The 23,569-nt window shown below is 70.1% G+C and carries 24 protein-coding genes and 1 pseudogene; 11 read left to right on the top strand and 14 right to left on the bottom strand.

Annotated elements, in window-relative coordinates:
* Positions 1-17 precede the first annotated feature (17 nt).
* Positions 18-1,109: a glycoside hydrolase family 76 protein gene (locus ACIO52_RS30410; RefSeq protein ID WP_218716194.1), complete on the top strand. Its 1,092-nt coding sequence runs from the start codon at positions 18-20 to the stop codon at positions 1,107-1,109.
* A 4-nt stretch (positions 1,110-1,113) separates the two neighbouring features.
* Here the strand turns inward: ACIO52_RS30410 and ACIO52_RS30405 are convergent, their stop codons facing one another.
* Both ACIO52_RS30405 and ACIO52_RS30400 read right to left on the bottom strand, forming a co-directional pair.
* The gene (locus ACIO52_RS30405; protein ID WP_218716179.1) at positions 1,114-1,812 is read right to left on the bottom strand and encodes a DedA family protein; all 699 of its coding nucleotides are present in this window, start codon (positions 1,810-1,812) and stop codon (positions 1,114-1,116) included.
* Between the two features lie 4 nt (positions 1,813-1,816).
* Complete coding sequence (locus ACIO52_RS30400; protein ID WP_255586704.1) at positions 1,817-2,479, bottom strand: DedA family protein; 663 nt, start codon at positions 2,477-2,479, stop codon at positions 1,817-1,819.
* A gap of 167 nt (positions 2,480-2,646) precedes the next feature.
* Between ACIO52_RS30400 and fbaA the strand changes: the two genes are divergently transcribed.
* A complete protein-coding gene (fbaA, locus tag ACIO52_RS30395; RefSeq protein ID WP_218716178.1) occupies positions 2,647-3,684 on the top strand; it encodes a class II fructose-bisphosphate aldolase in 1,038 nt (345 codons plus the stop codon).
* A gap of 36 nt (positions 3,685-3,720) precedes the next feature.
* On the top strand, positions 3,721-4,839 hold the full coding sequence (locus ACIO52_RS30390) for a BTAD domain-containing putative transcriptional regulator (RefSeq protein WP_218716177.1): 1,119 nt from the start codon (positions 3,721-3,723) through the stop codon (positions 4,837-4,839).
* A gap of 31 nt (positions 4,840-4,870) precedes the next feature.
* Here ACIO52_RS30390 and ACIO52_RS30385 read toward each other — a convergent pair whose 3' ends face one another.
* Positions 4,871-5,929 carry a fused (3R)-hydroxyacyl-ACP dehydratase subunits HadA/HadB gene (locus tag ACIO52_RS30385; protein WP_218716176.1) on the bottom strand — a complete coding sequence of 353 codons (1,059 nt, stop codon included), beginning with the start codon at positions 5,927-5,929 and terminating at the stop codon, positions 4,871-4,873.
* 98 nt (positions 5,930-6,027) lie between these two features.
* Positions 6,028-8,289 (bottom strand): hypothetical protein, encoded by a 2,262-nt coding sequence (locus ACIO52_RS30380; protein WP_402648717.1) that lies wholly within the window; start codon positions 8,287-8,289, stop codon positions 6,028-6,030.
* A gap of 793 nt (positions 8,290-9,082) precedes the next feature.
* On the opposite strand from ACIO52_RS30380, the gene ACIO52_RS30375 reads away from it, so the two are divergent.
* From ACIO52_RS30375 to ACIO52_RS30365, 3 genes are all read left to right on the top strand, one after another.
* Positions 9,083-9,271: a hypothetical protein gene (locus ACIO52_RS30375; protein WP_316576323.1), complete on the top strand. Its 189-nt coding sequence runs from the start codon at positions 9,083-9,085 to the stop codon at positions 9,269-9,271.
* A 127-nt stretch (positions 9,272-9,398) separates the two neighbouring features.
* A complete protein-coding gene (locus ACIO52_RS30370) occupies positions 9,399-9,833 on the top strand; it encodes a DUF3151 domain-containing protein (RefSeq protein WP_218715869.1) in 435 nt (144 codons plus the stop codon).
* 25 nt (positions 9,834-9,858) lie between these two features.
* The gene (locus ACIO52_RS30365) at positions 9,859-11,025 is read left to right on the top strand and encodes an aromatic acid exporter family protein (RefSeq protein WP_218715868.1); all 1,167 of its coding nucleotides are present in this window, start codon (positions 9,859-9,861) and stop codon (positions 11,023-11,025) included.
* A 4-nt stretch (positions 11,026-11,029) separates the two neighbouring features.
* Here ACIO52_RS30365 and ACIO52_RS30360 read toward each other — a convergent pair whose 3' ends face one another.
* From ACIO52_RS30360 to ACIO52_RS30350, 3 genes are read right to left on the bottom strand one after another with little or no spacing between them, the layout of a single operon-like run.
* A complete protein-coding gene (locus ACIO52_RS30360) occupies positions 11,030-11,884 on the bottom strand; it encodes a glycosyltransferase family 2 protein (RefSeq protein WP_402648713.1) in 855 nt (284 codons plus the stop codon).
* A gap of 43 nt (positions 11,885-11,927) precedes the next feature.
* Positions 11,928-12,716, bottom strand: a complete 789-nt coding sequence (locus tag ACIO52_RS30355; protein WP_218715866.1) for a site-2 protease family protein — start codon at positions 12,714-12,716, stop codon at positions 11,928-11,930.
* The gene (locus tag ACIO52_RS30350; RefSeq protein WP_218715865.1) at positions 12,713-13,342 is read right to left on the bottom strand and encodes a hypothetical protein; all 630 of its coding nucleotides are present in this window, start codon (positions 13,340-13,342) and stop codon (positions 12,713-12,715) included. The genes ACIO52_RS30355 and ACIO52_RS30350 overlap by 4 nt, the downstream gene beginning before the upstream one ends.
* A 273-nt stretch (positions 13,343-13,615) precedes the next feature.
* Here ACIO52_RS30350 and ACIO52_RS30345 point away from each other — a divergent pair, with 273 nt between their 5' ends.
* The 3 genes from ACIO52_RS30345 (at position 13,616) to ACIO52_RS30335 (ending at position 16,326) form a co-directional block, all read left to right on the top strand.
* Entirely contained in the window at positions 13,616-14,905 is a 1,290-nt protein-coding gene (locus ACIO52_RS30345) for an adenylosuccinate synthase (RefSeq protein WP_218715864.1), read from the top strand.
* Positions 14,906-15,038: 133 nt separating this feature from the next.
* Positions 15,039-15,932 carry a hypothetical protein gene (locus tag ACIO52_RS30340; RefSeq protein WP_402648710.1) on the top strand — a complete coding sequence of 298 codons (894 nt, stop codon included), beginning with the start codon at positions 15,039-15,041 and terminating at the stop codon, positions 15,930-15,932.
* 100 nt (positions 15,933-16,032) lie between these two features.
* Positions 16,033-16,326, top strand: coding sequence for a hypothetical protein (locus tag ACIO52_RS30335; protein WP_218715894.1), 294 nt, complete (start codon positions 16,033-16,035; stop codon positions 16,324-16,326).
* Between the two features lie 74 nt (positions 16,327-16,400).
* Here the strand turns inward: ACIO52_RS30335 and ACIO52_RS30330 are convergent, their stop codons facing one another.
* The 3 genes from ACIO52_RS30330 to ACIO52_RS30320 all read right to left on the bottom strand — a co-directional run bounded on the left by ACIO52_RS30330 (position 16,401) and on the right by ACIO52_RS30320 (position 18,261).
* Positions 16,401-17,219: an alpha/beta fold hydrolase gene (locus tag ACIO52_RS30330; protein ID WP_402648707.1), complete on the bottom strand. Its 819-nt coding sequence runs from the start codon at positions 17,217-17,219 to the stop codon at positions 16,401-16,403.
* A gap of 146 nt (positions 17,220-17,365) precedes the next feature.
* Positions 17,366-17,929, bottom strand: a complete 564-nt coding sequence (locus ACIO52_RS30325; protein ID WP_218715892.1) for a methylated-DNA--[protein]-cysteine S-methyltransferase — start codon at positions 17,927-17,929, stop codon at positions 17,366-17,368.
* 47 nt (positions 17,930-17,976) lie between these two features.
* Positions 17,977-18,261: a hypothetical protein gene (locus ACIO52_RS30320; RefSeq protein WP_218715891.1), complete on the bottom strand. Its 285-nt coding sequence runs from the start codon at positions 18,259-18,261 to the stop codon at positions 17,977-17,979.
* A gap of 61 nt (positions 18,262-18,322) precedes the next feature.
* Between ACIO52_RS30320 and ACIO52_RS30315 the strand changes: the two genes are divergently transcribed.
* Positions 18,323-19,825 carry a PLP-dependent aminotransferase family protein gene (locus tag ACIO52_RS30315; RefSeq protein ID WP_218715890.1) on the top strand — a complete coding sequence of 501 codons (1,503 nt, stop codon included), beginning with the start codon at positions 18,323-18,325 and terminating at the stop codon, positions 19,823-19,825.
* 1 nt (position 19,826) lies between these two features.
* On the opposite strand, the gene ACIO52_RS30310 is transcribed toward ACIO52_RS30315, so the two are convergent.
* Complete coding sequence (locus ACIO52_RS30310) at positions 19,827-20,171, bottom strand: hypothetical protein (protein WP_218715889.1); 345 nt, start codon at positions 20,169-20,171, stop codon at positions 19,827-19,829.
* A 90-nt stretch (positions 20,172-20,261) separates the two neighbouring features.
* On the bottom strand, positions 20,262-21,356 hold the full coding sequence (locus ACIO52_RS30305; RefSeq protein WP_218715888.1) for a CaiB/BaiF CoA-transferase family protein: 1,095 nt from the start codon (positions 21,354-21,356) through the stop codon (positions 20,262-20,264).
* 208 nt (positions 21,357-21,564) lie between these two features.
* On the opposite strand from ACIO52_RS30305, the gene ACIO52_RS30300 reads away from it, so the two are divergent.
* The gene (locus ACIO52_RS30300; protein WP_218715887.1) at positions 21,565-22,047 is read left to right on the top strand and encodes a DUF456 domain-containing protein; all 483 of its coding nucleotides are present in this window, start codon (positions 21,565-21,567) and stop codon (positions 22,045-22,047) included.
* Between the two features lies 1 nt (position 22,048).
* Here ACIO52_RS30300 and ACIO52_RS30295 read toward each other — a convergent pair whose 3' ends face one another.
* Both ACIO52_RS30295 and ACIO52_RS30290 read right to left on the bottom strand, forming a co-directional pair.
* Positions 22,049-22,915, bottom strand: a complete 867-nt coding sequence (locus tag ACIO52_RS30295) for an amidohydrolase (protein WP_218715886.1) — start codon at positions 22,913-22,915, stop codon at positions 22,049-22,051.
* A 57-nt stretch (positions 22,916-22,972) separates the two neighbouring features.
* Positions 22,973-23,569 (bottom strand): annotated as a pseudogene (locus tag ACIO52_RS30290) (pyridine nucleotide-disulfide oxidoreductase); the annotation flags it as partial.

The raw sequence follows: 23,569 nt of genomic DNA, 5'->3' as shown, positions 1-23,569 counted from the left end.
GGTCCGAGCGCGCCGACATGGCCGAGTCCGCGATCATCTCGCGGCACCTGCGCATGCTGTGGGGTTGTCCCGGAACGGAATTGGGAGTCGTCGGCTGGCCTGCCACCCGGCGTGAACGCGGCTTCGCCGGCTGGCACTACTGGTGGCAGGCGCATCTGCTCGACATCGCGGTCGACGCCGCCAACCGGGTCCCCACGCCCGCACGGCGGCGGCGGATCGGCGCGATCGCCCGCGCCATCCGGCTCCGCAACATCACCGGCTGGACCAACCGCTACTACGACGACATGGCCTGGCTCGCGATCGCGCTGGAACGCGCCGAGCGCACCCAGGAGCTGACCACCGCCCGCCGTGCCCTCGTCGCGCTCGAACAGCAGCTCTACGGCGCCTGGGACCCGGAGACCGGCGGCGGCATCCCGTGGCGGGTCCGGTCGGACTTCTTCAATGCCCCCGCCAACGGCCCGGCGGGCATCGCGCTGCTGCGCCTGGGCCGGGTCGAGCGCGCGCAGCAGATGGCCGACTGGATCGACGCCACCCTGCGCGACCCCGAGTCCGGCCTGATTCTCGACGGCATCCACCTGCCGTCCGGCGAGATCGAGCGCCCGGTGTTCAGCTACTGCCAGGGCGTCGTGCTCGGCCTGGAGACCGAGCTGGCCGTGCGTATCGACGACGACGAGCGGCACCTCGCGCGGGTCGGCCGCCTGCTGGCCGCCGTCGAGGAACACATGACCACCCGCCTGGTGATCTCCGGTGGTGGCGGCGGCGACGGCGGCCTGTTCAACGGCATCCTCGCCCGCTATCTGGCGGTCGTCGCCCTGATGCTGCCCGGCGACGGCAAGCAGCAGGAGACCGATCGGCGGACCGCGGCGGCCATCGTGAAGGCGTCGGCGACCGCGGCCTGGGCCAATCGCCTCGAGGTCGAGGGCGAGCCGCTGTTCGGCCACGACTGGAGCAAACCCGCCCGCTTACCCGGCGGCACGGCCGGTGCGGGCAAGTTCACGGCGGGCGGTTCCGTGACGGCCTCGGTCGTGCCGGAACGCGATCTGTCGGTGCAGCTGTCCGGCTGGATGCTGATGGAAGCCGCCTACCAGGTCACCGCGGCCGGGCTGTGAGCTGTCAGCGCTCGGCTTCGCCGACGACGCTGGGCGCCCGGTCGATATCGAAGTCCTCGGCCGGCTTGGCCATCTCCTGCCGGTAGTGGCGCAGGCCCAGGATCGTGCCGATGATCAGGCCGACGATCATCGTGCCGATCACCGCGGGCATCAGCCACGGCACCTGCTCGAGGAACTCGCCCGCGTAGTAGCCGATCAGCAGCAGCACCGGGGCCCAGATGATCGCGCCGAGGGTGCTGGCGATGGTGTAGCGGCGGTGATCCATCTTGGCCGCGCCCGCGACCATCGGGCACAGCGTGCGCACCCACGGAATCCAGCGCGCCACCAGCACGGCGAGGAACCCGTGTTTCTCCAGCAGCGCGGTGACCTTGGCCAGATTCCTGGTGTTGATATAGCGGCCGTTCTTGCGCGCGACCAGGTGGTGCCCGGTGCGCTGGCCCACGACATAGCCCACCTGATTACCCGCGATGGCGGCCACCATGGTGCCCACCGACAGGGCCCAGACCTGCGCTTCGCCGTTGGCGTGCGAGGCCATCACGATGCCGGCGGTGATCAGCATGGAGTCACCGGGCAGGAACAGCCCGATGATGAACGCGCATTCGAGGAAGACGAAGACGAGGACAACCGTCCAGACCACGGCGGGGCCTGCCGAGATCAGTGGCTCGAAGCTGCCCAGTGCCAGGGTCGACGGTACTGCGGTCACTTGCTCAGCGGATCTCGTTCGCCGAAGCGGCCAGCTCGGCGGCGGGCGCGTCCTCGGTGGGCGCGGTACCGCGACGCTTGTCGAGCACCTTCTTACCGACGGTGATGATCGCGGGCAGGATCGAGACGAACACGATCAGCAGGAAGATGCCCTCGATGTGGTCCCGGATGAACGGCACGTTGCCCAGGAAGTAGCCGAGCACCGTGACACCGCCACCCCACAGCACCGCGCCGACGATGTCGAACGCCACGTACTTGCGGTAGCTCATCTTCGACACACCGGCCAGCACCGGCATGAACGTGCGCACGATCGGCACGAACCTGGCCAGGATGATGGTCTTGGGGCCGTGCTTCTCGAAGAACTCGTGCGTCTCGATGACGTACTGCTTCTTGAAGAAGCGGCTGTCTTCCTTCTTGAAGATGGCCGGGCCGATCTTGCGACCGATCCAATACGCGCACTGGTCGCCGGCGAAGGCGACGAGGATCACCAGGGGCACCAGCACCCAGATGGAGACCGGCGGGTTCGGCTGCGCGGCCAGCATGCCGCCGGTGAACAGCAGCGAGTCACCGGGCAGCAACGGGAACAGCAGGCCGGTCTCGATGAAGACGATGGCCAGGATGGCGGGTAGGACCGCGTTCTTGAGCCAGGTCTCCTGGAGCAGATACATCGGGTCCAGCAACTGGGTCAACGCAAGGTTGTTCGTCACCGCATCGGATACCGCCAGCAAAGTCACGGCCCCCACAGTACCGGGCGAATCTGTGACATGAGTGGCCCACAGTAGGCTGACGCCTGACAGAATTGGTTTTTCGCTCCCCACACACGGAGGTCACTGCTGTGCCTATCGCGACTCCGGAGGTCTACGCCGAGATGCTCGGCCGGGCCAAGGCGCACTCGTTCGCATTCCCGGCTATCAACTGCACTTCGTCGGAGACGATCAACGCCGCCATCAAGGGCTTCGCGGACGCGGGCAGCGACGGCATCATCCAGTTCTCGACCGGTGGCGCCGAGTTCGGCTCCGGTCTGGGCGTGAAGGACATGGTCACCGGCGCGGTGGCGCTGGCCGAGTTCGCGCACGTGGTCGCCGCGAAGTACGACGTGACGATCGCGCTGCACACCGACCACTGCCCCAAGGACAAGCTGGACACCTACGTGCGTCCGCTGCTCGCGATCTCGCAGGAGCGGGTGAACAACGGCCAGAACCCGCTGTTCCAGTCGCACATGTGGGACGGCTCGGCCATCCCGATCGACGAGAACCTCGAGATCGCCAAGGAGCTGCTGAAGCTCTCGAAGTCCGCCAACATCATCCTCGAGGTCGAGATCGGCGTCGTCGGTGGCGAGGAAGACGGCGTCGAGGCCGAGATCAACGACAAGCTCTACACCTCGCCCGAGGACTTCGAGAAGACCATCGACGCGCTCGGCGCCGGTGAGAACGGCAAGTACCTGCTGGCCGCCACCTTCGGCAACGTGCACGGTGTGTACAAGCCGGGCAACGTGGTGCTCAAGCCCGAGGTGCTGGCCGAGGGCCAGCGCGTCGCGGCCGCCAAGCTGGCGCTGCCCGAGGGCTCGCAGCCGTTCGACTTCGTCTTCCACGGTGGTTCGGGCTCGCTGAAGTCCGAGATCGAGGACTCGCTGCGCTACGGCGTCGTGAAGATGAACGTCGACACCGACACCCAGTACGCCTTCACCCGTCCGGTCGCCGGCCACATGTTCGCCAACTACGACGGCGTGCTGAAGATCGATGGTGAGGTCGGCAACAAGAAGGTCTACGACCCGCGCAGCTACCTGAAGAAGGCCGAGACCTCGATGGCCGCGCGCGTCGTCGAGGCGTGCAACGACCTGAAGTCGGCCGGTCGTTCCGTCAGCGGTTCCTGATCGGCCTTTCGCGACAATCAAACGGGGCCCGAGCTCATGAGTCTTGATGTCCGTGTGCTCGGGCCCGTTCGACTGCTGGTCGGCGGCGAGCCGGTGGCGGTCGGCGGGCCCAAGCCGCGCGCTCTGCTAGCCGCGCTCACCGTCAACCGACGGCGCGCGGTGTCTTCTGCCGTGCTGGCCGAGATGGTCTGGAACGAGGATCCGCCGGACTCCTACGCCGCCAGCCTGCAGGTGTTCGTCTCGAACATCCGCAAGGCCCTGCGCAACGCGGGCATCGACTCGGCTCAGGTCCTGCGCACCGAGGGCGCGGGCTATCGGCTCGAGATCCCGGACACCGCGTGCGATCTCGGCCGGTTCGAGAACGCGCGCGAGGCGGGCACCCGCTGCCTGGAGGTAGGCGATCACCCCGGCGCGGCCAACCTCTTCGGCGCCGCGCTGCGGGAGTGGTCCGGGCGCGCGCTGGCCGACCTGGCCGGTCTGCAATTCGCCGACGGCTTCGCCACCGCGATGGACGAGGAGCGGCTGCTGGCCGTCTCCGCCCGCGTCGACGCCGAAATCGCCTGCGGGCGGGCGTCTTCGGTGATCGGTGAGCTGGTCTCGATGACCAACGAGCACCCGCTGCGCGAGCCGCTGTGGGGTCAGCTGATCACCGCGCTCTACCTGTCCGGCCGCCAGGCCGACGCGCTGGAAGCGTGCCGCCGGGTGCGCAATGTGCTGGCCGAGGAACTCGGCATCGATCCCGGTGCCGCGCTGATCGAGCTGGAACAGCGGGTGCTGCGGCAGGAACCGCTGAATGTGGTGGAGGCCAAGCGTTCCGAGCAGCTCGCGGCGGCGATGACCGAGACGGTCACCGAGGTGCCGCGCTCGATCCGCAACGGCAACCTGCGCTTCGCCGACGGTCGCACCATCCCGATTCCGCACGGCGGCTTGCGGATCGGCCGGATGACCGACAACGAGCTGGTCCTCGACGATCCGAAGGCCAGCCGCTACCACGCCCACATCATGCCCAGCCGCGCCGGCCTGCTGATCAAGGATCTGCACTCGGCCAACGGTGTCTACGTCAACGAGGTGCCGATCGACAGCGGCGCGCTGCTCGCCGACGGCGACCTCATCCGCATCGGGGCGACGATTCTGACGTTCATCGCGGTGGCCTAGGCGTTTCGCCCCGGCCACCGGCGACGACGTCTCAGGTGAGGCGAACTTCGGCGACGGCGCGGCCGAAGAGCTTGCGGCCCTCGGAGATTCCGCTCAACAGGATGGTGGCGCCGCGGCGCTGCGGGTCGATCGACTTGACCTTGCCGGAGAACTCGATGACGCCCGCCGCGGCAGGCGGCACCGGGACGAAACCGGAGAAGCGCACGGCCAGCTTCGCGATCGCGGTCGGGTCGCCGAGCCAGTCGCTCAGGTACTGGGCTGCCAGGCCCATGGTGAGCAGGCCGTGGGCCACCACCGTCGGCAGGCCGGCCAGTTCGGCGGCGCGATCGCTGAAGTGGATCGGGTTCGGGTCGCCGGAGACACCGGCGTAGTTGGCCAGGTCGCCGCGCGTCACCTTGGCGATGCCCGCGGGCAGCTCGTCGCCCTTGGCCACCGAGCCGAACTCGGGGACGGTGTTGACCGGCGCGAACTCGCGTGCCGGGGCGACCGGCGCGGGGCCGGTGCGGCGGATCAGGATGTCGTCGGTGTCGACCCCGGCGATCGCGGCCGGGCGCGCGTGCATGCTGATGTTCTCGACGGCCTCGACGATGTTGGGGTCCACCTCGACACCGCGGCGGGCCACGATGGTGGTGGTGCCCTGCACGGCGATCTCGTCGTCCTGATTGACCAGCGTGAAGCCGACGTTGACGAAGTCGTTGTCGCCGAACTGGCGGATCGACTCGATCTCGATCTCGGTCCGGATCCGGTCACCGGCCAGCATGGGCCGGTAGATCTCGAAGACCTGGTCGGTTTGCAGCACCTGGGAGAGGTCGTACTCGGTGAGCACGCTGTCGAGCAGCGCCCTGGTGGCGCTCATCCCGATCACCGACGCGAAGGTCGGCGGCGCGATGACGCCGTCGTACCCGAGCTTGCGCGCGTCGACTTCCTGGTGGTGGGCGGGGTGCGTGTTCTGCACGGCCCTGGCGAATTCCCGGATCTTCTCGCGGCCGACTTCGTAGTGATCGCGGAAACCGAAGCGCTGGCCGACCAGCGACGCATCCGGGACCACAGCTTCGGTGCCCGGCTGCGACACTGTCTGTTCCCTGCTCATGATCCGGAAAATGTTACTCGAGTACCCAACCGGATGACCAGTTATGTGTGACCCGTCATAGCGGTCATCAACTGCCGCTACGACGGGTCGACACGCCGCTACGGGGTGCCCGCGGGGTCGCAGACCTTCCAGTTTCCGTCGGTGCGCTGCAGGTCGAAGGTCCGCGCGGTCCGCTTGGACGGATCCGCCGATGTGTAGACGGTCGCCTCGGCCAGCGCGGTGTCGCCTGTGATGCGCACCGCATCCACGCTCGCGACGACGGGGATGGAACCGCGCTCGGTCGAGAGCTGATGCACGCCCTTGAACTGGTCGGCGGTGATGCCCTGATAGAAGTCGTGCAGCTGGCCGCACGTGCTCGACCGCAGGTTGTCCAGGTCACCGCTGCGCAGCGCGTCGGCGTAGTCGCCGATCGCGGTGCGGACCTGGCCCTCCGGCGAGTTGTCCCCGCCGGTCATCAGCGCCACCACGGTCGCGATCAGGGCGATGACCAGCACCGCCGCGCCGGCGACGGCCAGCAGCCAGCGCTTCGAACGCGCGGGCTTGTCGGCCGCCGGTTCCTGCGGCGCCTCGATCCGCTGCGGGGGCGCGACCGGTCGCGGCGCGTCCTGGCGCTTGCCCTCGGCCAGCTGCTGCGCGGGCCGGGTCGGCTGGATGTCGGCGGGCGACGGTGCCGACGCCTGCTTGGGCGGCGCGCTCGGTCCACGCGGCGGCGACGGCTGCGTCTCCTCGATCCCCGGCCCATGCGGCCCGGCGGGCCCCTGATGCCCCGCCTGCCGAGGCCCCGCGGGACCCCGTGGCGTATTCGGCGGCGGCGTCATCGGCCTGCCACCCGCGGACGGCACCACCCGATCCGTGCTCTGCGGCCGCTGCACCGGCATCGCGGTGGTCGGCGCGTCCGCCGGATTCACCACCCGCATCGCGATGGTCTGATCCTCCGACGCGGGCACCTCACCCCCGCCCTTCCGCAACGAAGCCGCTCCAGCGGCGGCCGCCGCGCCCGGCCGATCACCCGCGCCGCGTGCCTCCCCGCCGGGACGGCCCGCTGACGTGCCCTGGCCGCCGGAACCCGCTCCGGTCTGGAACTTCTCGGTCGCGTCGGCCCCGCCCGACCGCGAAACATCCTTGTCGGCAACGACTCCGGACACGGTGGGCGCGTCGGCATCACCGGAGCCCGGCTGCGCGGCACCGGAGTCCCGCGAACCCGCAGGGCTCGCACCCGTGCCGCCGGCAGCGCCCACGGCCTGGGAGCCGCCACCGGCTGCCGCTGCGGCGCCCGCCGCCGCACCGCTTGCGGGGGAGTTTGTCGCGTTGTCGGTGGAGGTGCCTGCCGCGCCGCTTGCGGGGGAGTTTGTCGCGTTGTCGGCGGGGGTGCCCGGCGCGCCGCTTGTGGGGCTGCCCGGCGCGTTGCTTGTGGGGGTGCCTGCCGCGCGCATACGGCTCGCTGCTGCGGAGCCTGGCTCGGTCGCGGTGCCGCGATCTGTTGCCGTGGAGCTGGTCGCGTCGGTGCCCCCAACAGGGGTAGTCGCGGCATCCACCGCCGCACCCGCGCCGGTGGGAGCGTCCGCTGCCGTGGCATCGGCGCCCTCGCCGCCGCTCGCTGCCGCGGAGCCTGCTGTCGCCGCGGCGCCGTGGTCTGCCGCGGAGCTGGTGGTAGCGGTCGAGTCGGCGGAGGAGCCCGGTCCGGCCGCCGGGGCGCCCGCTGCGGCATCGGTGCCCGGCGCGGGTCCGGCGTCCGGTGCGTCCGCGCCCCTGCCCGTGTCGGTCGCTGCCGCGGCGCCGGTGGCGCCCCGGTCCGCCTGCGCCGGCCCTTCGGCGGCGTCGGTGCCTGTGGTCGCGTCGGCCGCCTGGTTCTCGTCGGACGCGCGTGCGCCCGCGGCGGCGGCTCCTGCGACGGCCGCACCGGCCGCCGCGGCACCCACCGCCGCGGCGGTTCCCTTGCCTGCCTTCGTGTCCGACTTCGACGGGCGGTCGGCCTGACTCATCTCCGCGGTCGAGATGTCTGCCTGGGCGGCCTTGGACTGCGCGCTCGGGACCTTGACGGTGCGGTCGTCGGCCGAATAGGCCTGGGCACCAGCCGGTTTCCGGCCCGGGATCGACATCGCCGCGGTCGGCGCGTTCGGTCCGGCGAGGTCGGCCGGGTGCTCGCCGCCACGGCTCGTGGCGTCCGGGCTGATCTGTTCCGCGCGATCGTCGCCAGGCAGGCCCTGCGAGAGGCCCGCCAGCGGCGAGGTGCCCGCCTTGGAGCCCTGCTGCGGCGCAGCGCTTTGCGCGCCCGCGCCGGGGCGCCGGACGGCGGAGTCGGGAACGGATCGTTCGCCAGGTGCCGTGCCGCCGGATTGCGCGCCCGGCGTGCGATTCACCTGTGGCGCACCCGAACCCGAAGACTGCTGTCGGCCAGGCGCGTTGCCGGGTCCGAACCCCTGCGGCCCGCCCGGGCCCGTGGGACGTCCGCCAGGAGCGGAGCCGGGCTGCCTCGCGTGCGGCGGGGTACCGGGACCACCCGCGACGCGTTGGCTGCCGGGGCCTGAGTTCTGTTGCCCGCCGGGCGTATTGCCGGGAGCGAAGGGCCTGCCGGGGCCACCTGGCGCGCCGGGAGCGCCGCCCGGACCCGATGCCGGGCGGCCGCCGAATCCGCCTTGCGGGCCGGGAGCGTTACCCGGACCCGACGCCGGACCGCCGCCGGGACCACTGTGCGGGCCGTGGCCACCGGGACCGCCTTGCGGGCCGGGGCCCTGGCCTGGTGCCGGACGGCCGCCGGGGGTGTCGGTGGGGCGGCCCATCGGCGCACCGGGTGCGCCCTGACGTGGGCCGGCGGGCTGGTTGCCCGGACCGCCGGGGCGCGAAGGTTGTTGTCCGGCAGCCGGGTTCGCCGATCGGCCGACCGGTTGAGCGCGGCGCGGGGGCGGCGCGGCGGGGCCGCCCTGTGGACGCGGGCCGCCGCCGACGGGGCCTCCGGCCGAGGAATTCCCCGGGCCCGAAGGGCGCTGTCCGCCAGGCGCAGTGCCGAGGCCGTCGCCCGGTCGCCCGGACGGCTGCTGACCACCGGGCGCGTTCGCCGGGCGTTCGGACGGCGAGCGTCCGCCGGGTGCGTTCGTATGTCGCTCGGTCGACTGGTCGCCGGCGCCGGCAGCGCCCGGCAGCTCACCACGGCGGATGACAACCGTCTCCGCGTTGCCGGGGGGAACGGTCGGCCTGCCCGGTTCGGTCACCGCTTCGGGGGTCGACTTGGGCGCGCCGGTCGACGGCGCGGTGTTCGACGAATCGGCGCCGCGCTGGGCGGTCGCGCCGGGGTCGGCAGATTCGGCTGCCGCGTTGTTCTCGTCGGTCGGGTCGGACACCTAGTACCCCTCGCTCAGGCTCGAACGTTCCACTCGCGCCACAGCCTAGTGCGCGCCGCGCCGAGGGGTTCGCCGATCGCCTCGCGGCGGGCCGGGCGACGACGTCACGGGCCTCGGTGCACAATGAACCCATGACCTCCTTCGGTGACCTGCTCGGACCGCAGCCGGTCCTCCTTCCGGAATTGATCGACGCCGAGGACGCCATCGCGGCGGGCACCGATCCCGTCCAGGTCGCCGCCGATCATCCGGCCGCGTCGATCGCGTGGGCGCAGCTGGCCGAGGCGTCGCTCGAGCGCGCGGGCGACGAGGTCAACCACGACACCGTCGCCGCCTACGCCTTCGCCCGCACCGGTTACCACCGCGGCCTCGACCTGCTGCGCCGCAACGGCTGGAAGGGCTTCGGCCCCGTCCCGTGGAATCACGAACCGAACCAGGGTTTCCTGCGCAGCGTCGGCGCGCTGGCCAGGGCGGCCAAGACCATCGGTGAGACCGAGGAATACGCCCGCTGCCTGGATCTGCTCGAGGACTGCGATCCGCACGCGGCAGCCGAACTCGGCCTGGACTGAGCCCGCGGCCGGATCCGAGTCGTAGGTGAGCGATCCCCATCCCGTCGTCGCCGCGGCCAGCCCGGTCGTCGCCGCCGCCAAGGACAGCACCGTCGATCGCGTGAAGGCGTCGGCGGTGCGCCTGCGGCTGTCGATGATCCCGATCATCCAGTGTTCACTGGGTGCGGCACTGGCGTGGTTCATCGCGCACAACGTCATCGGGCACCCCGACCCGTTCTTCGCGCCGACCGCGGCGATCGTCTCGATCGGCATCTCCTTCGGCGCCCGGATCCGCCGGTCGGTGGAGCTGGTGGTCGGCGTCGCCGTCGGCATCGGCATCGGTGACCTGTTCATCGCGCAGGTCGGCACCGGGGTCTGGCAGGTGGGCCTGGTGGTCGCCGCCGCGATGGCGTGCTCGGTGTTCCTCGACGGCGGCTCGATCATCACCATCCAGGCGGCGGGTTCGGCCGTGCTGGTCTCGACGCTGAGTCAGTCGTCCGGGGCCGGGCCGAGCCGGATGATCGACGCACTGGTCGGTGGCCTGGTCGGGGTGCTCATGGTCGGGCTGATCCCGTTGCACCCGGTGCGCCGCGCCCGCGAGCACGCGGCCGACGTGCTGTCGGTGATGAGCAAGTCGATGATCACCTGCGCCGACGGCCTGCTCGAACAGAACTCGGAGAAGGTGCACGAGGCCCTCTCGGCGGTGCGCGCCACCCAGAAGCAGATCGACGCCCTGCGCTCGGCGCTGGAGGGCGGCCGCGAGGTCAGCCGGATCTCGCCGCTGTACTGGAACTCCCGCAAACGCCTCGCGCGCATTCATTCGGCGGCCGATCCGCTCGACAACGCCGTCCGCAACACCCGTGTGCTGCTGCGCCGTTCCCTGACTCTGGTCCGCGACGACGAGGTGCTCGATCCGCGCCTGATCGACCTGGTCGATCAGCTGGGCCATGCCACCGATGTGGTCCGCAAGATGATGCTGGCGGACCCGGGCGAGCAGCCCGATCAGGCCGAGGCCACCCGCGCGCTGCGCAGCGTCGCCAAGAAGGCCCGCCCCGAACTCGTTGCCGGTGCCGGTCTTTCGGCGCATGTGGTGTTCGCGCAGATCCGGTCGATCGTGGTGGATCTGATGGTCGTGTGCGGGATGCAGCGCATCTCGGCGATGGCGCTGCTCCCGCCCACCGTGCCCAATCCGTATGTGACGCCCGAGGAGTGACGGCTCAGTCGCCGACGGGGGAGACCCTGGGGCGGCCGGGCCGCAGCGAGAATCGCTTGCGGTCGAAGTCCCACACCCGGTAGATCGGCCACTGCGAGGTGTGCATCACCCAGGCCCCGGTGATCACGGCGCGGTGGAAGCCCACCACGTTGTAGCCCTGGTTGGCGATGGTCTCCAGGCCGCGCAACTGGTATTTCCACCAGATGCTCGGCGGCGTCTGGCGGCGACGCGCCGAGATCTCCGCGCGCAGCCGCGGCAGCTGGTCGATGCGCAGTTTCGCCTTGGTCAGGCAGAGCGCGAGGTCGAGGTCTTCGTGCAGGTCACGACGGGTGGTGGTGGCCTCGCGCACCTGCTCCCACGCGGTCCGCCGGATCGCCATATTGGCGCCGTGTACGTTGCCGACCGGCTGGTGTTTGATCAGGCCGAGGCGCTCCTGGCCGCCGATCGCGGCGGCGAGGAAGAAGCCGATCGGGGAGTCGTGGTAGGTGCTGATGCCGGTCACCGCCATGGTGTCCGGATGCGCGTCGAGGTGGGCGCGCACGGTGGCGCCCCAGTCGGGTCCGACGAGGGTGTCGGCGTCGATGCGGCCGAGGTAGTCGCCGCGCGCCTTGTCGAAGCCGGTATTGCGGGCATGGGCGACGCCGGGATTCGGCTCCTCGATCAGTTCGATCTTCGGATGTCGGGCGGCGAGCTCGGCGACGATCTCCCGGGTGCGATCGGTGCTGCCGTTGTCGACGACGATGATCTCGTCGATGGCGTCCTGGCCGACCAGCCGGTCTAGGCAGGCGGCGATGACCGAGGCTTCGTCGAGCGCCGGGATGACGACAGAGAGAACTACGGGCGGTTCGGTGGTGCCCATACGAGTTTCCGTTCCTGAGTCGAGGCTGACCCGCGACAGGCTATCAACGCCAGAACCGGGTCATGTGGCTACCGTAGGCAGCCCACCCGTCAGGTACCCCGGAAAGTTCGAACAAAGCGTAAACAGCGTCGAAAAACACCTGGCTCAATGGTGTGAAGAAGATGACAGCGAAAAGAACGAGCATTCCGTAGGGCTTGATCTGGTCGAGCGACCGGCGCGTCTCGTAACTCAGCGAGGGCTCGATGATCCCGAACCCGTCCAGGCCCGGCACCGGCAGGATGTTCAGCAGGAACGCGGTGATCTGCAGGAACGCCAGAAAACTGAGCCCGCACCAGAACGCGGCGTGCTCCTGCATCGTCCCGAACGCGCGCACCACCACCAGCAGCACCACCGCGCACAGCAGATTGGACGCCGGACCGACCGCGCTGACCAGCCGCTGCACCCCGGACCGGAATCGCGTGGTGTCGACATACACGGCGCCACCGGGCAATCCGATACCGCCGAGCGCGATGAAAATCAGCGGTAATCCGATCGACAGCACCGGGTGGCTGTATTTCAGCGGATTCAGGGTGAGATATCCCCGCACTTCCACTTCATGATCACCGGCCCGCCACGCGACATAGGCGTGCGCGAACTCGTGCAGACACAGGCTGATGATCCAGCCGAACACCACGAGCACGAACACACCGACCTTGGCGCGCACCGACTCGATGTCGGCGTCCCAGGCCAGCGCGCCGCCGAGCACGGTGATCAGCACGATGAGCAGGAAGACCGGGCTGGGGCGGACGGCACTGTGGCCTGCCCGCCTGCCGGTGGGGAAGGAGGAGGTCATCGCACCAGGAGCCAGGGTTGTTCGAAACGATAGAAGGTCGAGCGGGGCACCTTGCGGTCGGTGGTGATCCCGTCGCGGGTGACGATCGCGCCCGGCGTGCCGAGCTGCGCGGCGCGGCCGGCGACCCAGGGGCGCTTGCGCAAACCCTTGCGGACCCTGGCGCGGACGCCGGGCATCGTCATGGTCGGTGAGATCAGCATCGTGGTCACCGTGCCGGTGAACAGCAGGGTGTCGTCGACGTAGGCCTCGCCCTCGAGCTTGGCGCCGTCGACGCCGGTGATGCTGGCCCGGCCGACGAGTACGGTGCCGGTGTCGTCGCGGATCAGCGGCGTCTCGATCGCCCGGCCCTCGAGCGCGATCTTGGCGGCGGCGTTGCCGGTCGCGGTCTGATAGACCCGCGAGGCGTAGGTCGTCTCGGTCGGCACGAAACCGACCTCGACGTGCAGGCGTTCGGTGCGCATCAGATGGGTGAGCACGGTGGCCAGGGCGGCGTCGGAGCCGAGCACGATCAGGCGCGGCAGGCTGTCGGCGGCCAGCACCGGCAGCAGTTCGTCGATCACGCCGGTGTCGGGCTGTGGCCCGGTCTGCGTGGTCGGCTGCGAGGCCAGCGCGATCGGGACCGGCATGTCACCACATCGGAGAACGTGGGTACTCAAACTGCGGTACACCCTCCTCGGTCGGGTCGACGGTTTGTCGCCCTCGAACACGGCAAACCCCCTGCCGGCAAGTAACCGTAACCGATCGTGGCACCCGCAGCGGTCCGGGGTCGGCGTGCTCGGACAGGGCAGGTCGGAGGGTCCTGATCAGGGGTCGGCTAGACTGTGTCTCCGGCCACCGCCTCAATTCGGCAGGTAGCTGCAGTACACCGTGTGCTGCCGTCGATCTGTAGGAGACGCGAAATGCCGGCAATCGTCCTCATCGGCGCCCAGTGGGGCGACGAGGGTAAGGGCAAAGCTACCGATCTGCTCGGTGAGCGGTTGCAGTGGGTCGTTCGTTACCAGGGCGGCAACAACGCAGGCCACACGGTCGTGCTTCCCAACGGCGACAAGTTCGCCCTGCACCTGATCCCGTCCGGCATCCTCACCCCCGGCGTGAAGAACGTCATCGGCAACGGCGTCGTGGTCGATCCCGGCGTGCTGCTCGACGAGCTCGCCGGGCTGGAAGAGCGCGGCGTCGACACCTCCGGCCTGCTGCTCTCGGCCGACGCGCACCTGATCATGCCGTACCACGTGGCCATCGATAAGGTCGCCGAGCGCTTCCTCGGCAGCCGCAAGATCGGCACCACCGGCCGCGGCATCGGTCCCTGCTACCAGGACAAGGTCGCCCGCGTCGGCGTCCGCGTCGCCGATGTGCTCGACGAGAAGATCCTCACCCAGAAGGTCGAGGCCGCCCTGGAATTCAAGAACCAGGTGCTGGTGAAGATCTACAACCGCCGCGCGCTGGACCCGCAGCAGGTGGTGGACGAGGTGCTCGAACAGGCCGAGTCGTTCAAACACCGCATCTCCGACACCCGGCTCGAGCTGAACCTGGCGCTCGAGCGCGGCGACACGATCCTGCTGGAGGGTTCGCAGGGCACTCTGCTCGACGTCGACCACGGCACCTACCCGTTCGTCACCTCGTCGAACCCGACCTCGGGCGGCGCGGCGGTCGGTTCCGGCATCGGCCCGAACAAGATCGACACGGTGCTCGGCATCCTCAAGTGCTACACCACCCGCGTCGGCTCCGGCCCGTTCCCGACCGAGCTGTTCGACAACTTCGGTGAGTTCCTGGCCAAGAACGGCGGCGAGGTGGGCGTCACCACCGGTCGCGCCCGTCGCTGTGGCTGGTTCGACGCGGTCATCAGCCGCTACGCCACCCGCGTCAACGGCATCACCGACTACTTCCTCACCAAGCTCGACGTGCTGTCGGGTCTGGACACCGTGCCGATCTGCGTCGCCTACGAGATCGACGGCGAGCGGGTCGAGCAGATGCCGACCACCCAGACCGAGTTCCATCACGCCAAGCCGATCTACGAGGAGATGCCCGGCTGGTGGGAGGACATCTCGCAGGCTCGCACCTTCGAGGAGCTGCCTGCCAACGCGCAGGCGTACGTGCTGCGGCTGGAAGAGCTTTCGGGCGCGCGGATCTCGTGCATCGGTGTGGGCCCCGGCCGCGATCAGACGATCGTGCGCCACGACGTGCTGGGGTGAGCTGAGCGCTGACACGCGCGAGTGATGTCGACTCGCTATCGATTTGACAGCATCCGCTCGGCTACCGCTATCGTCGCTGCGCGGTACGCGGGGACGTGCCGCATGGTGTCGAGTGTGTGAGTGGGTGTTCGGCGTGATCCGTCGGTCCGATGATGTGAACTATTCGACGGCGCGGCGAGTCGCCCGTCCGCTCGTCGGCGTGCTGCCGATGGCGCTGGCCGTGGCCTGCGCCGGCGTCGCGATCGCGGTGCCGCAGCCGGGGATCAACCCGGAGCAGCCGGGCGTGAACACGCCGGCGCCCGCCGACGAGGGCCGGTCCGATCTGGCGACGTTCGACGCTCCCGACACGCTGGAGCGTCTCGCGCCCGAACGTCCGGAATCGCGCCCGGTGCCCGAATACACCGCTCCGCCCCCGCCGATCGTCATCGAGGAGCTGCACCTCCCCGAGCCCGTCGAGCCGGTCGCGCCCATCGCCCCGCCTCCGCGCACGCTGCGCGTCGGTGACTTCACCAGCCCGGTACCCGACGAGGTCCCGGGCGAGGTCCTCGACGGCGTGAACAACTCCGCCGCCGACGTCGAGGCCGCCATCGCGACCCAGGGCCGCTCGATCGGCATCAACCCCAGCCGCTCGGACAAGATCGCCGCCGCGACGGTCGGCGGCGCACTGGCCGGTGCCGCCATCGTCGGTGCCCCGGCGGCGGCCGTCGGCGCCGTCGGTGGTGGGCTCATCGGCGCGGGCATCGGTGCCGGTGTCGGCTTCGCGGTCGGTGCGGCCGGTACCGCGGGCGCGACCGCGATCCTCGCCGGCGCTTCGGCTATTCCTACGGCGGGTGTCGGTGCGCTGGGCACCATCGGCGCCGGTTTCGCCGCGGCGTGGCCGATCGCCGCGGCGACGACCGGTGCCGGCGCGGCGATCGGTGCCGGTGTCGGAGCGGCCGCCGGGGCCGCGGCTCTCGGTATTCCGGCCGCGGCCGGCGGCGCCGTTGTCGGCGGCGTGCTCGGCAGCGGCTACGGCGCCACGCTCTGATCGGGACTCGACCATCGGGACGGGGCCGCCGCTCGCTGCCGCCTGGGCAGCACGGACGCGTCGGTAGTACGGTCGAGGCGGGTTCGGACGGAGGTGACGGATGACGGTGCGCGCGGGTCTGGCCTCGTCGGCGCTGCTGACGATCGCCGTGCTGTCCGGCTGTGCGTCGCCGAGCGAAACCACCCCGCCACCCAGTCCCGCGCCCGTGAGTTCGGTACTCCCGCCGGCGCAGACCCTGGCCCCCTCGCAGCAACGCAACGAGCGCATCCGGGGAATGCTGTACACCGCGGGCTGCACCAGCAACGCCTGCGTCCAGACCTACTTCGCCTGTATGGACGGCTACCTCACCGGCGAGCCGTGCCAGTTCTACCGCGACCACCCGCCGCCACCGTGATCAGCCACGGCTGATCACCACGCGGTGGTGCGGGTGCGCTCTCGCGCGACACCCGCATCGAGACGTGATCGCGCTCAGCGGGCGGTGGTGAGGAACTCGCCGATGGCCGGGGCGAGGATCGAGACCTTCGGATTGTGGCTCACGCCGGGCAGTTCGGCGAAGGTCGCGGAGGGCAGCGCCGCGGCGGCCGCCTTGGCGCCCCGGGTGAGCATCGGGGAGGTGCGGTCGCCGGCCAGGACGAGGACCGGGACCCGCACGTCGCTCCAGTCCGCGGGATCGAGCGACTTGCCGCGCATGTACGGCTGCATCACCGCCCAGTCGTGGGCCGTCGAGTTCGATGTCGCGGCAAGGTTTTTCCAGAAGGGCGTCATCCGCATCGCGCCGACCATCAGCCACGGCATGCCCATCGCCTTGGTCATGTAGTACCGCACTGTCTTGTTCCGCTTGTCCGCGGCGATCATCGGATGCAGCTTGTCCGCCAGATCCTTCGGCGGCACATGGTCTTTCGGATCGACGACGAACGGCGGCTCGAACGCGACCACCTCGGTCACCCCCGGCACCTCGCGCGCGGCCAGCAGCGCCAGCGCGGCACCCGAGGACCAGCCGAACAGCGCCGCCTTCCCGCCCGCGACCTCGACCAGCGCGGCGATGTCGGCGATCTCGTTGGCCACGTCGTACACGCCGGGGGAGTCGGCGCTGTCACCGCGCCCGCGCCGGTCGTAGTTGAGCACCGTGAGATCGAAGTCGGTCGCCAGCGTCTGCGCGAGCTCGACCATCGTCGAGTACTCGCGGAAGCTGAACGCGCCGCCGATCAGGATGACGGTGCCCGCCGTGCCGTCCCCGACCCGGTCGTAGGCAATCGTGGTGCCGTCGGCCGACGTCACAGTCTGCATCGTGGTTCCTCTCGCATTCGGGCCGTGTGACCACCGGACTCGACGGTACGCGATCGGGTCCATCGCAGGTCGGCACGGGTTTCCCCGGGTGCCGAGCGTTGCGGCACCGATCATGCAGACGGGGCGGGACTCAGGAAGTCATCGGTTCAGAACAGCATCGGCTCGCCGAAGCCGGGCGTGCGCTCGATCTCCAGCAGGCGGGCCTTGGTGCCGATGCCGCCGGGTGCGGAGAAGCCGTGCAGCGCGTGGTCGGCGGCGAGGACCCGATGGCAGGGGATGATCAGCGGAATGGGATTGCGGCCCAACGCCTGTCCGACGGCCTGGGCCGAGCCGGGGGCGCCGAGACGGGTGGCGATGTCGCCGTAGCTGAGGGTGTGACCGGGGTCGATGTCGCGGGTGATGGCGTAGACGCCCCGGTAGAACTCGGGGACTCCGCCGAGGTCGACGTCGATCCAGCGCAGCGCGTCCAGGGTGCCGGCCAGATGCGCGCGGATACCCGTGATCGCCGCGGTGATCACGGGTCCCGGTTCGTCCTCGACGACCGGCTCGCCGGCCAGCGGTCTGGTGATCCGGGCGAGCGTCTCCTCCTCGCTCGCCTCGGGCAGCTGGAACCTTACGACGGTGTCGCCGTGCCAGGCGATGGCGCACAGGCCGATCGCGGTGTCGAACAGTGCCGCGGCTACCGGTTCGGTCCGGGTTCCGGAACTCATGAGCACAGTGTGCGCCGACCCGGTGACAGATTCGGGGCTGCCCCCGGTCACGCGGCGAGTGGCCCGCGCTCACCGGAGGAGAGAAGGCCAGTTTTCGGCAACTGGACTGGATCGGCGTCGGTGGCCTCGGCCGCCTCGACGACCGGCTCCTCCTCGTGCACGCGCGCGGCGTCCAGATCGCGGAAAAGTCGCTGCTCATCGTAGGTGCCGAAGGCTCTGTCGTGCGGCAGGTACTGGAAGGGCCAGAAGGGCAGTTCGCCGCGTTTCGGGGAGAAGTGGTAGACCGCGTACCCGAAGGCGGCGGCGACGGCGAGGGCGAGGAAAGTGGTCATGACGTAAGAATCCTCCGACTGGCCTTGCCGAGAAATATCCACTTACGGAATACTGGACTTCATGGCGACAAGAGTGATCGGCGCGTCCGGCCTGGCCCGCGACCTCGGGCGGTGGCGTGACCCCGAAACCGACGGCGACGCTCCCGAGCGCCGTCCGCACCGGCCCGCCTATCTGGCCCTGGCCGAGGCCATCCGGCTGCTGATCCACGACGGCCGCGCCCCGCTCGGCGTCGCGCTGCCCAGCGAGCGGGATCTGGCCGCCACCCTGGGCGTCAGCCGCACCACCATCACCTCCACGTACTCGCTGCTGCGCGAGCACGGTTACCTGATCAGCCGACAGGGCTCGCGCAGCACGGTGGCGCTGCCGCCCGCCATCCAGCACGACGGCTCCAAGCCGACCCGGGGCATCATGGCGCTGATGGCGCAGCCCGAACTGCCGACCATCGACATGACCTACGCGGCGATGTCGGCGCCGCCGGAGCTGCACGACGCGTATTCGGCCGCGCTGCAAGGCATTCCGGCCTTTCTCGGCACGCACGGCATGGACCCGGTCGGCGTGCTGGCGCTGCGCGAGGCGCTGGCCCGCCGCTATACCGCCCGCGGCCTGCCCACCGAGCCCGACCAGATCCTGGTGACCCTCGGCGCCCAGCACGGCCTGCGGCTGCTGCTCAACGTCCTCACCTCGCCCGCCGCGCGCGTGCTGATCGAGCACCCCAGCTACCCGAACGCCATCGAAGCCATCCGCGATGTCGGCGCCCGCCCGATCCCGGTGCCGCTGCGGCCCGAGTTGCCGCACGCCGGGTGGGATCTCGACGGGCTGCGCAGCACCGCCCGGCAGACCGCGGCGACGCTGGCCTACCTGGTCCCCGACTTCAACAACCCCACCGGCCTGTTGCTCGACGCCGACGGCCGCGCCGAACTGGCCGCCATCGCCCGCGACACCAGGATGACCATCGTCGTCGACGAGTCGATGAGCGAGCTGAACCTGTCCGACGACGCCATGCCGCCGCCGGTCGCCGCGTTCGCGAAGGGCTCGGAGATCATCACCATCGGGTCGGCGTCGAAGTCGTTCTGGGGTGGTCTGCGGGTCGGCTGGATCCGCACCAACCAGGCGCTGATCACCAAGCTGCTCGGCATCCGCGCCACCGTCGACCTCGGCACGCCGGTGATGGACCAGCTGGCCACCGTTCACCTGCTCGGACACGCCGAGCCCATCCTGGAGCGGCGGCGCGAGCAGTTGCGCGCCCAGCGCACCGCCCTGCTGGACGCGGTCGCCGAGGATCTTCCCGGCTGGCACATCGTGCCCGGCGCCGGTGGCATGTCGGTGTGGGCGCAGCTGCCGAGCCCGGTCTCCACGGCCCTGGCGGCCACCGCGCCCAATCACGGTGTATTGCTCGCCGCCGGACCGCGTTTCGGCGTCCAGGGCGCGTTCGAGCGGTTCCTGCGCCTGCCCTTCACCCATCCCGAGGCCGAACTGCGCCTGGCGGTGAAGTCGATCGCCGCCGCCTACGACGCGCTGACCCCGCGCGCCGCCGATCCGCTACAGCCGCTCACCTGCTACTGACTCAGCCGAACCCGCACGAGTGGTATGTGGCCGGATGCGGACGCACCGTCTCGTACCCGGCACCGAGCATGAACAGCGTCGAGATCACGATCGCGACGGTGGTGAGCGGCACGGCGGCGGCGCGCGGGGACGGATAGCGGAACAGCAGCATCAGCAGGCACACCAGCGCGATCGTGGTGGCCGCCAGCAGCCCGGCCGCCAGGCCGTTGAGCAGACTGACCGTGATGGGGACCGGCGCGTCACTGCGGCAACGGGATTCGGCGAGCTGCGCCTGGCGATCGTCGAGCAGCGCCTCGGCCACCGCGAAGGCGAGCAGCGCGGCGCCGAAGGTGGTGACCGCGATCAACGCGGTGAGCACCTTCGGTGGCCGGTGGCCGGTTCGGATCCGTGGCCTGTCGTCGATAGTCGGTGAGACTACCGACGACAGGCCGGGAAATCAGTCAGCCCAGACCGATTCGATCGGTGTCGTCTCCGACGGCGGCGGCGTCGGCACGCCACCGGGGGTGCGGGAGAAGCGCGGCGCGGGCGCGTGCTGGACGACGCCCTCGATCTCGATCAGGCCGGTACGGGCCGCGATGTGCGGATTCTCGGTAGCCTCGGTGAAGGTGAGCACCGGGGTGGTGCAGGCGTCGGTACCGTCGAAGATCGCGGCCCACTCGTCGCGGGTCTTGGTCTTGAACTTGTCCGCGAACAGCTTGCGCAGCTGGTCCTGCCCGTTCGGGTCGAGCTGCATCGGCAGACCCTCCGGGTCGATCTCCAGCCCGGCCAGCAGCTGGGCGTAGAACTGCGGCTCGATCGCGCCGACGGCCATGTACTTGCCGTCGGAGGTCTCGTAGGTGTCGTAGAAGGCCATGCCGGTGTCGAGCAGGTTGGTGCCGCGCTCGTCGGACCACAGACCGACCCCGCGCATGCCCCACATCATGTGCGACAGGGCGAGCGCGCCATCGATCATCGCGGCGTCGATCACCTGGCCCTGCCCGGAGCTCTGCCGCTCGACCAGCGCGGCGAGCACGCCGAACACCAGGAACATCGAGCCGCCACCGAAGTCGCCGACCATGTTCAGCGGCGGCACCGGCCGCTCACCCTTGCGGCCGATGGCGTTGAGCACGCCGGTCAGCGAGATGTAGTTGATGTCGTGGCCCGCGCGATCGGCGAGCGGACCGTACTGGCCCCAGCCGGTCATCCGGCCGTAGACCAGGCGCGGGTTGCGGGCCAGCGCGTCGTCGGGGCCGAGGCCCATGCGCTCGGTGACGCCGGGGCGGAAGCCTTCCAGCAGCACATCGGCCCGCTCGACCAGGTCGAGGATCTTGGCGACGTCGGCGGGATCCTTCAGATTCGCCTCGACGATGGTGCGGCCACGCCACTGCGGGCGCTCCATGAATCCGGGCATCATGCCGGGACGCTGCACGCGGACCACATCGGCGCCGAGGTCGGCCAGCAGTAGCGCGGCATGCGGACCCGGCCCGATGCCGGCCAGCTCGATGACCTTGATACCCGCGAGGGGCCCCTGCTTGGCGGTGGACTCGCTCACGACTGCACCTCGCCGGCGCTCGGCTTCGTCGTGCGCGATCGCGCGCTGTGCTTCTGGTTCGCTCGCCAAGGCTCGCTCACACCTGACCTCTGTTCATCGTCGAACGGTATTGACACTCCGACAATAGCGTCGGGATGGCGAGCCGGGTAGGGCATGGGCGAGAATTCCGGGTGGCGCGACTCGGCGTCACAATGGGAGGAACCCGGTAGTGAGCGTGTGGGGTGAGGTCATCGTAGGCCTCGTCATTCTGGTCGGCCTCGTCGGTGTGATCGTTCCGATCCTGCCAGGCGTCATCCTGATTTTCGCGGCAATCGCGGTGTGGGCCTTCATGACCGGCGGTAGCGCCGCGTGGACGGTGCTCGCGATCGCCACGGTGGCGCTGGTCATCTCCGGCGTCGTGAAGTACACCTGGCCCGGCAGGCGGATGCGGGACGCGGGGGTGTCGAACAAGGCGCTGCTGTGCGGCGCGATCCTCGGCGTCGCCGGGTTCTTCGTCATCCCGATCGTCGGCCTGTTCATCGGCTTCGTGCTCGGTGTGTACCTGGCCGAGCTGTACCGGCTCAAGACCAACGACCTGGCCTGGCCCGCGACGCTGCACGCGCTCAAGGGCGTCGGCCTGTCGATGCTGGTCGAGCTGTTCGGCGCGCTGATCGCCGCCGGTGTCTGGTTCACCGGCGCGATCCTGGCCTGAGCTATTCGATGACCGGCAGCGGGCGGGTGTGCTCGCCCGCGCCGGGCAGTTCGTCGCGGGGGATCGGCACCGTCGGGTTGTCGGTGCGCGGGATCGGCGTGGTCGGCAGGGGATCGGCCGCGGGCCGGTCCGCGACCGGCAGCCGGTAGAACTCCCTGGCGTTGTCCTCGAGCACGGCGTGCAGGTCGGCGCCGACCACCTGCCAGATCAGTTCCACGTCGGCGTCCCGGAACGGCCTGCCCGCCCTGGTGCCGGGCAGATCGGAGCCGAACATCAGCGCGCCCGGGTTGACGGCGTGGATCCGGCGCAGCGTCTCGGCCACGTCCATGTCGACCCGGCCGAAACCGGTGGCCTTCACCCTCGCGCCCCGATCGACCAGGTCCAGCAGGTAGGGCAGGCCCTCCTCGGACATGCCGAGGTGGTCGATCGAGAGCGCGGGCAGCTTGGAGATCACCGGTTGCAGCGAGGCCAGCATCTGGCCGTCGATGTAGAGCTCCACGTGCCAGCCGGCCAGCTCGTGCGCGCGCAGCGCCTGCAACGTCATCTCGGTGATGTCGGCGGCGGCGCGCTTGAGGTTGAACCGCAGCGCGCGCACGCCGGCGCGATCCAATTCGATGATCTCGTCGTCGGTGGCATCCAGATCCAGTCGGGTGACCCCCACCCAGCCGTCCCCGAGGGCCGCCAGCGCGGCCTTCAGATACGACTGGTCGGATCCCTGAAACGACGCGCTGACCACCGCACCACCGCGAACATGGAAGTGCTCCATACGCTTTCGATAGTCCGCGATGGTGTACGGGTCAGGCAGGTAGCCTTCGTTCTCGATCAGCGGGAACCGCGGATCGATGATGTGGACGTGGGCATCGAACACTTGTACAGAATGCCTCGAGTTCGGCGGAATGGAACAGTTCGGCTCCGACGTCCGAGGCTAGACCTTGTTGGGCTCGGAAGCGCGCAGCATGTCCTCGCGCTCCACGACCTTCACGCGCTCACGGCCTTCCGGCTCGCCCAGCGCGCGCTCGTGCGCGTCGAGGCGGTACCAGCCCGCCCACGTGGTGAACGGGATGCCCTTGCCCTCGAGGAACGTGGTGACCGCGTCCAGCTCGGGCTGCGGCGCCGGGGTGAAGTCCTTGGCGTCGTCGAGCAGGCAGGCGATGGTCTCGTTGGCGTCGCCCTTGGTGTGGCCGATGAGGCCGACCGGGCCGCGCTTGATCCAGCCGGTCACGTAGGTGGCGGGCATGAAGCGGGCCGAGCCTTCGGCGGTCTCGTCGGAGATCACGCGGCCTGCCTCGTTGGGCACGGTGCCCGCCTGGTCGTCGAACGGCAGCTGGGTGATGTTCTGCGACAGGTAGCCCACGGCGCGGTAGACGGCCTGCACGTCCCACTGCTTGAACTCGCCGGTGCCCTTGACGTTGCCGGTGCCGTCGAGTTGGGTGCGCTCGGTCTTGAGACCGACGACCTTGCCGTTTTCGCCGATGACCTCGGCCGGGGACTCGAAGAAGTGCAGGAACAGCTTGTGCGGGCG

This window comes from Nocardia sp. NPDC087230, assembly GCF_044744725.1.
Lineage (GTDB): Bacteria > Actinomycetota > Actinomycetes > Mycobacteriales > Mycobacteriaceae > Nocardia > Nocardia canadensis.
The sequence above is the reverse complement of the archived record's forward strand: the minus strand, read 5'-3'. Positions and strand labels throughout refer to the sequence as shown.

Coding starts and splice junctions, on each gene's coding strand:
- ACIO52_RS30410 (WP_218716194.1), top strand. CDS start 18: ATGGCCGAGTCCGCGATCATCTCGCGGCACCTGCGCATGCTGTGGGGT.
- ACIO52_RS30400 (WP_255586704.1), bottom strand. CDS start 2,479: ATGTATCTGCTCCAGGAGACCTGGCTCAAGAACGCGGTCCTACCCGCC.
- ACIO52_RS30390 (WP_218716177.1), top strand. CDS start 3,721: ATGAGTCTTGATGTCCGTGTGCTCGGGCCCGTTCGACTGCTGGTCGGC.
- ACIO52_RS30385 (WP_218716176.1), bottom strand. CDS start 5,929: ATGAGCAGGGAACAGACAGTGTCGCAGCCGGGCACCGAAGCTGTGGTC.
- ACIO52_RS30375 (WP_316576323.1), top strand. CDS start 9,083: ATGACAACCGTCTCCGCGTTGCCGGGGGGAACGGTCGGCCTGCCCGGT.
- ACIO52_RS30370 (WP_218715869.1), top strand. CDS start 9,399: ATGACCTCCTTCGGTGACCTGCTCGGACCGCAGCCGGTCCTCCTTCCG.
- ACIO52_RS30360 (WP_402648713.1), bottom strand. CDS start 11,884: ATGGGCACCACCGAACCGCCCGTAGTTCTCTCTGTCGTCATCCCGGCG.
- ACIO52_RS30355 (WP_218715866.1), bottom strand. CDS start 12,716: ATGACCTCCTCCTTCCCCACCGGCAGGCGGGCAGGCCACAGTGCCGTC.
- ACIO52_RS30350 (WP_218715865.1), bottom strand. CDS start 13,342: ATGCCGGTCCCGATCGCGCTGGCCTCGCAGCCGACCACGCAGACCGGG.
- ACIO52_RS30345 (WP_218715864.1), top strand. CDS start 13,616: ATGCCGGCAATCGTCCTCATCGGCGCCCAGTGGGGCGACGAGGGTAAG.
- ACIO52_RS30335 (WP_218715894.1), top strand. CDS start 16,033: ATGACGGTGCGCGCGGGTCTGGCCTCGTCGGCGCTGCTGACGATCGCC.
- ACIO52_RS30330 (WP_402648707.1), bottom strand. CDS start 17,219: ATGCAGACTGTGACGTCGGCCGACGGCACCACGATTGCCTACGACCGG.
- ACIO52_RS30325 (WP_218715892.1), bottom strand. CDS start 17,929: ATGAGTTCCGGAACCCGGACCGAACCGGTAGCCGCGGCACTGTTCGAC.
- ACIO52_RS30320 (WP_218715891.1), bottom strand. CDS start 18,261: ATGACCACTTTCCTCGCCCTCGCCGTCGCCGCCGCCTTCGGGTACGCG.
- ACIO52_RS30315 (WP_218715890.1), top strand. CDS start 18,323: ATGGCGACAAGAGTGATCGGCGCGTCCGGCCTGGCCCGCGACCTCGGG.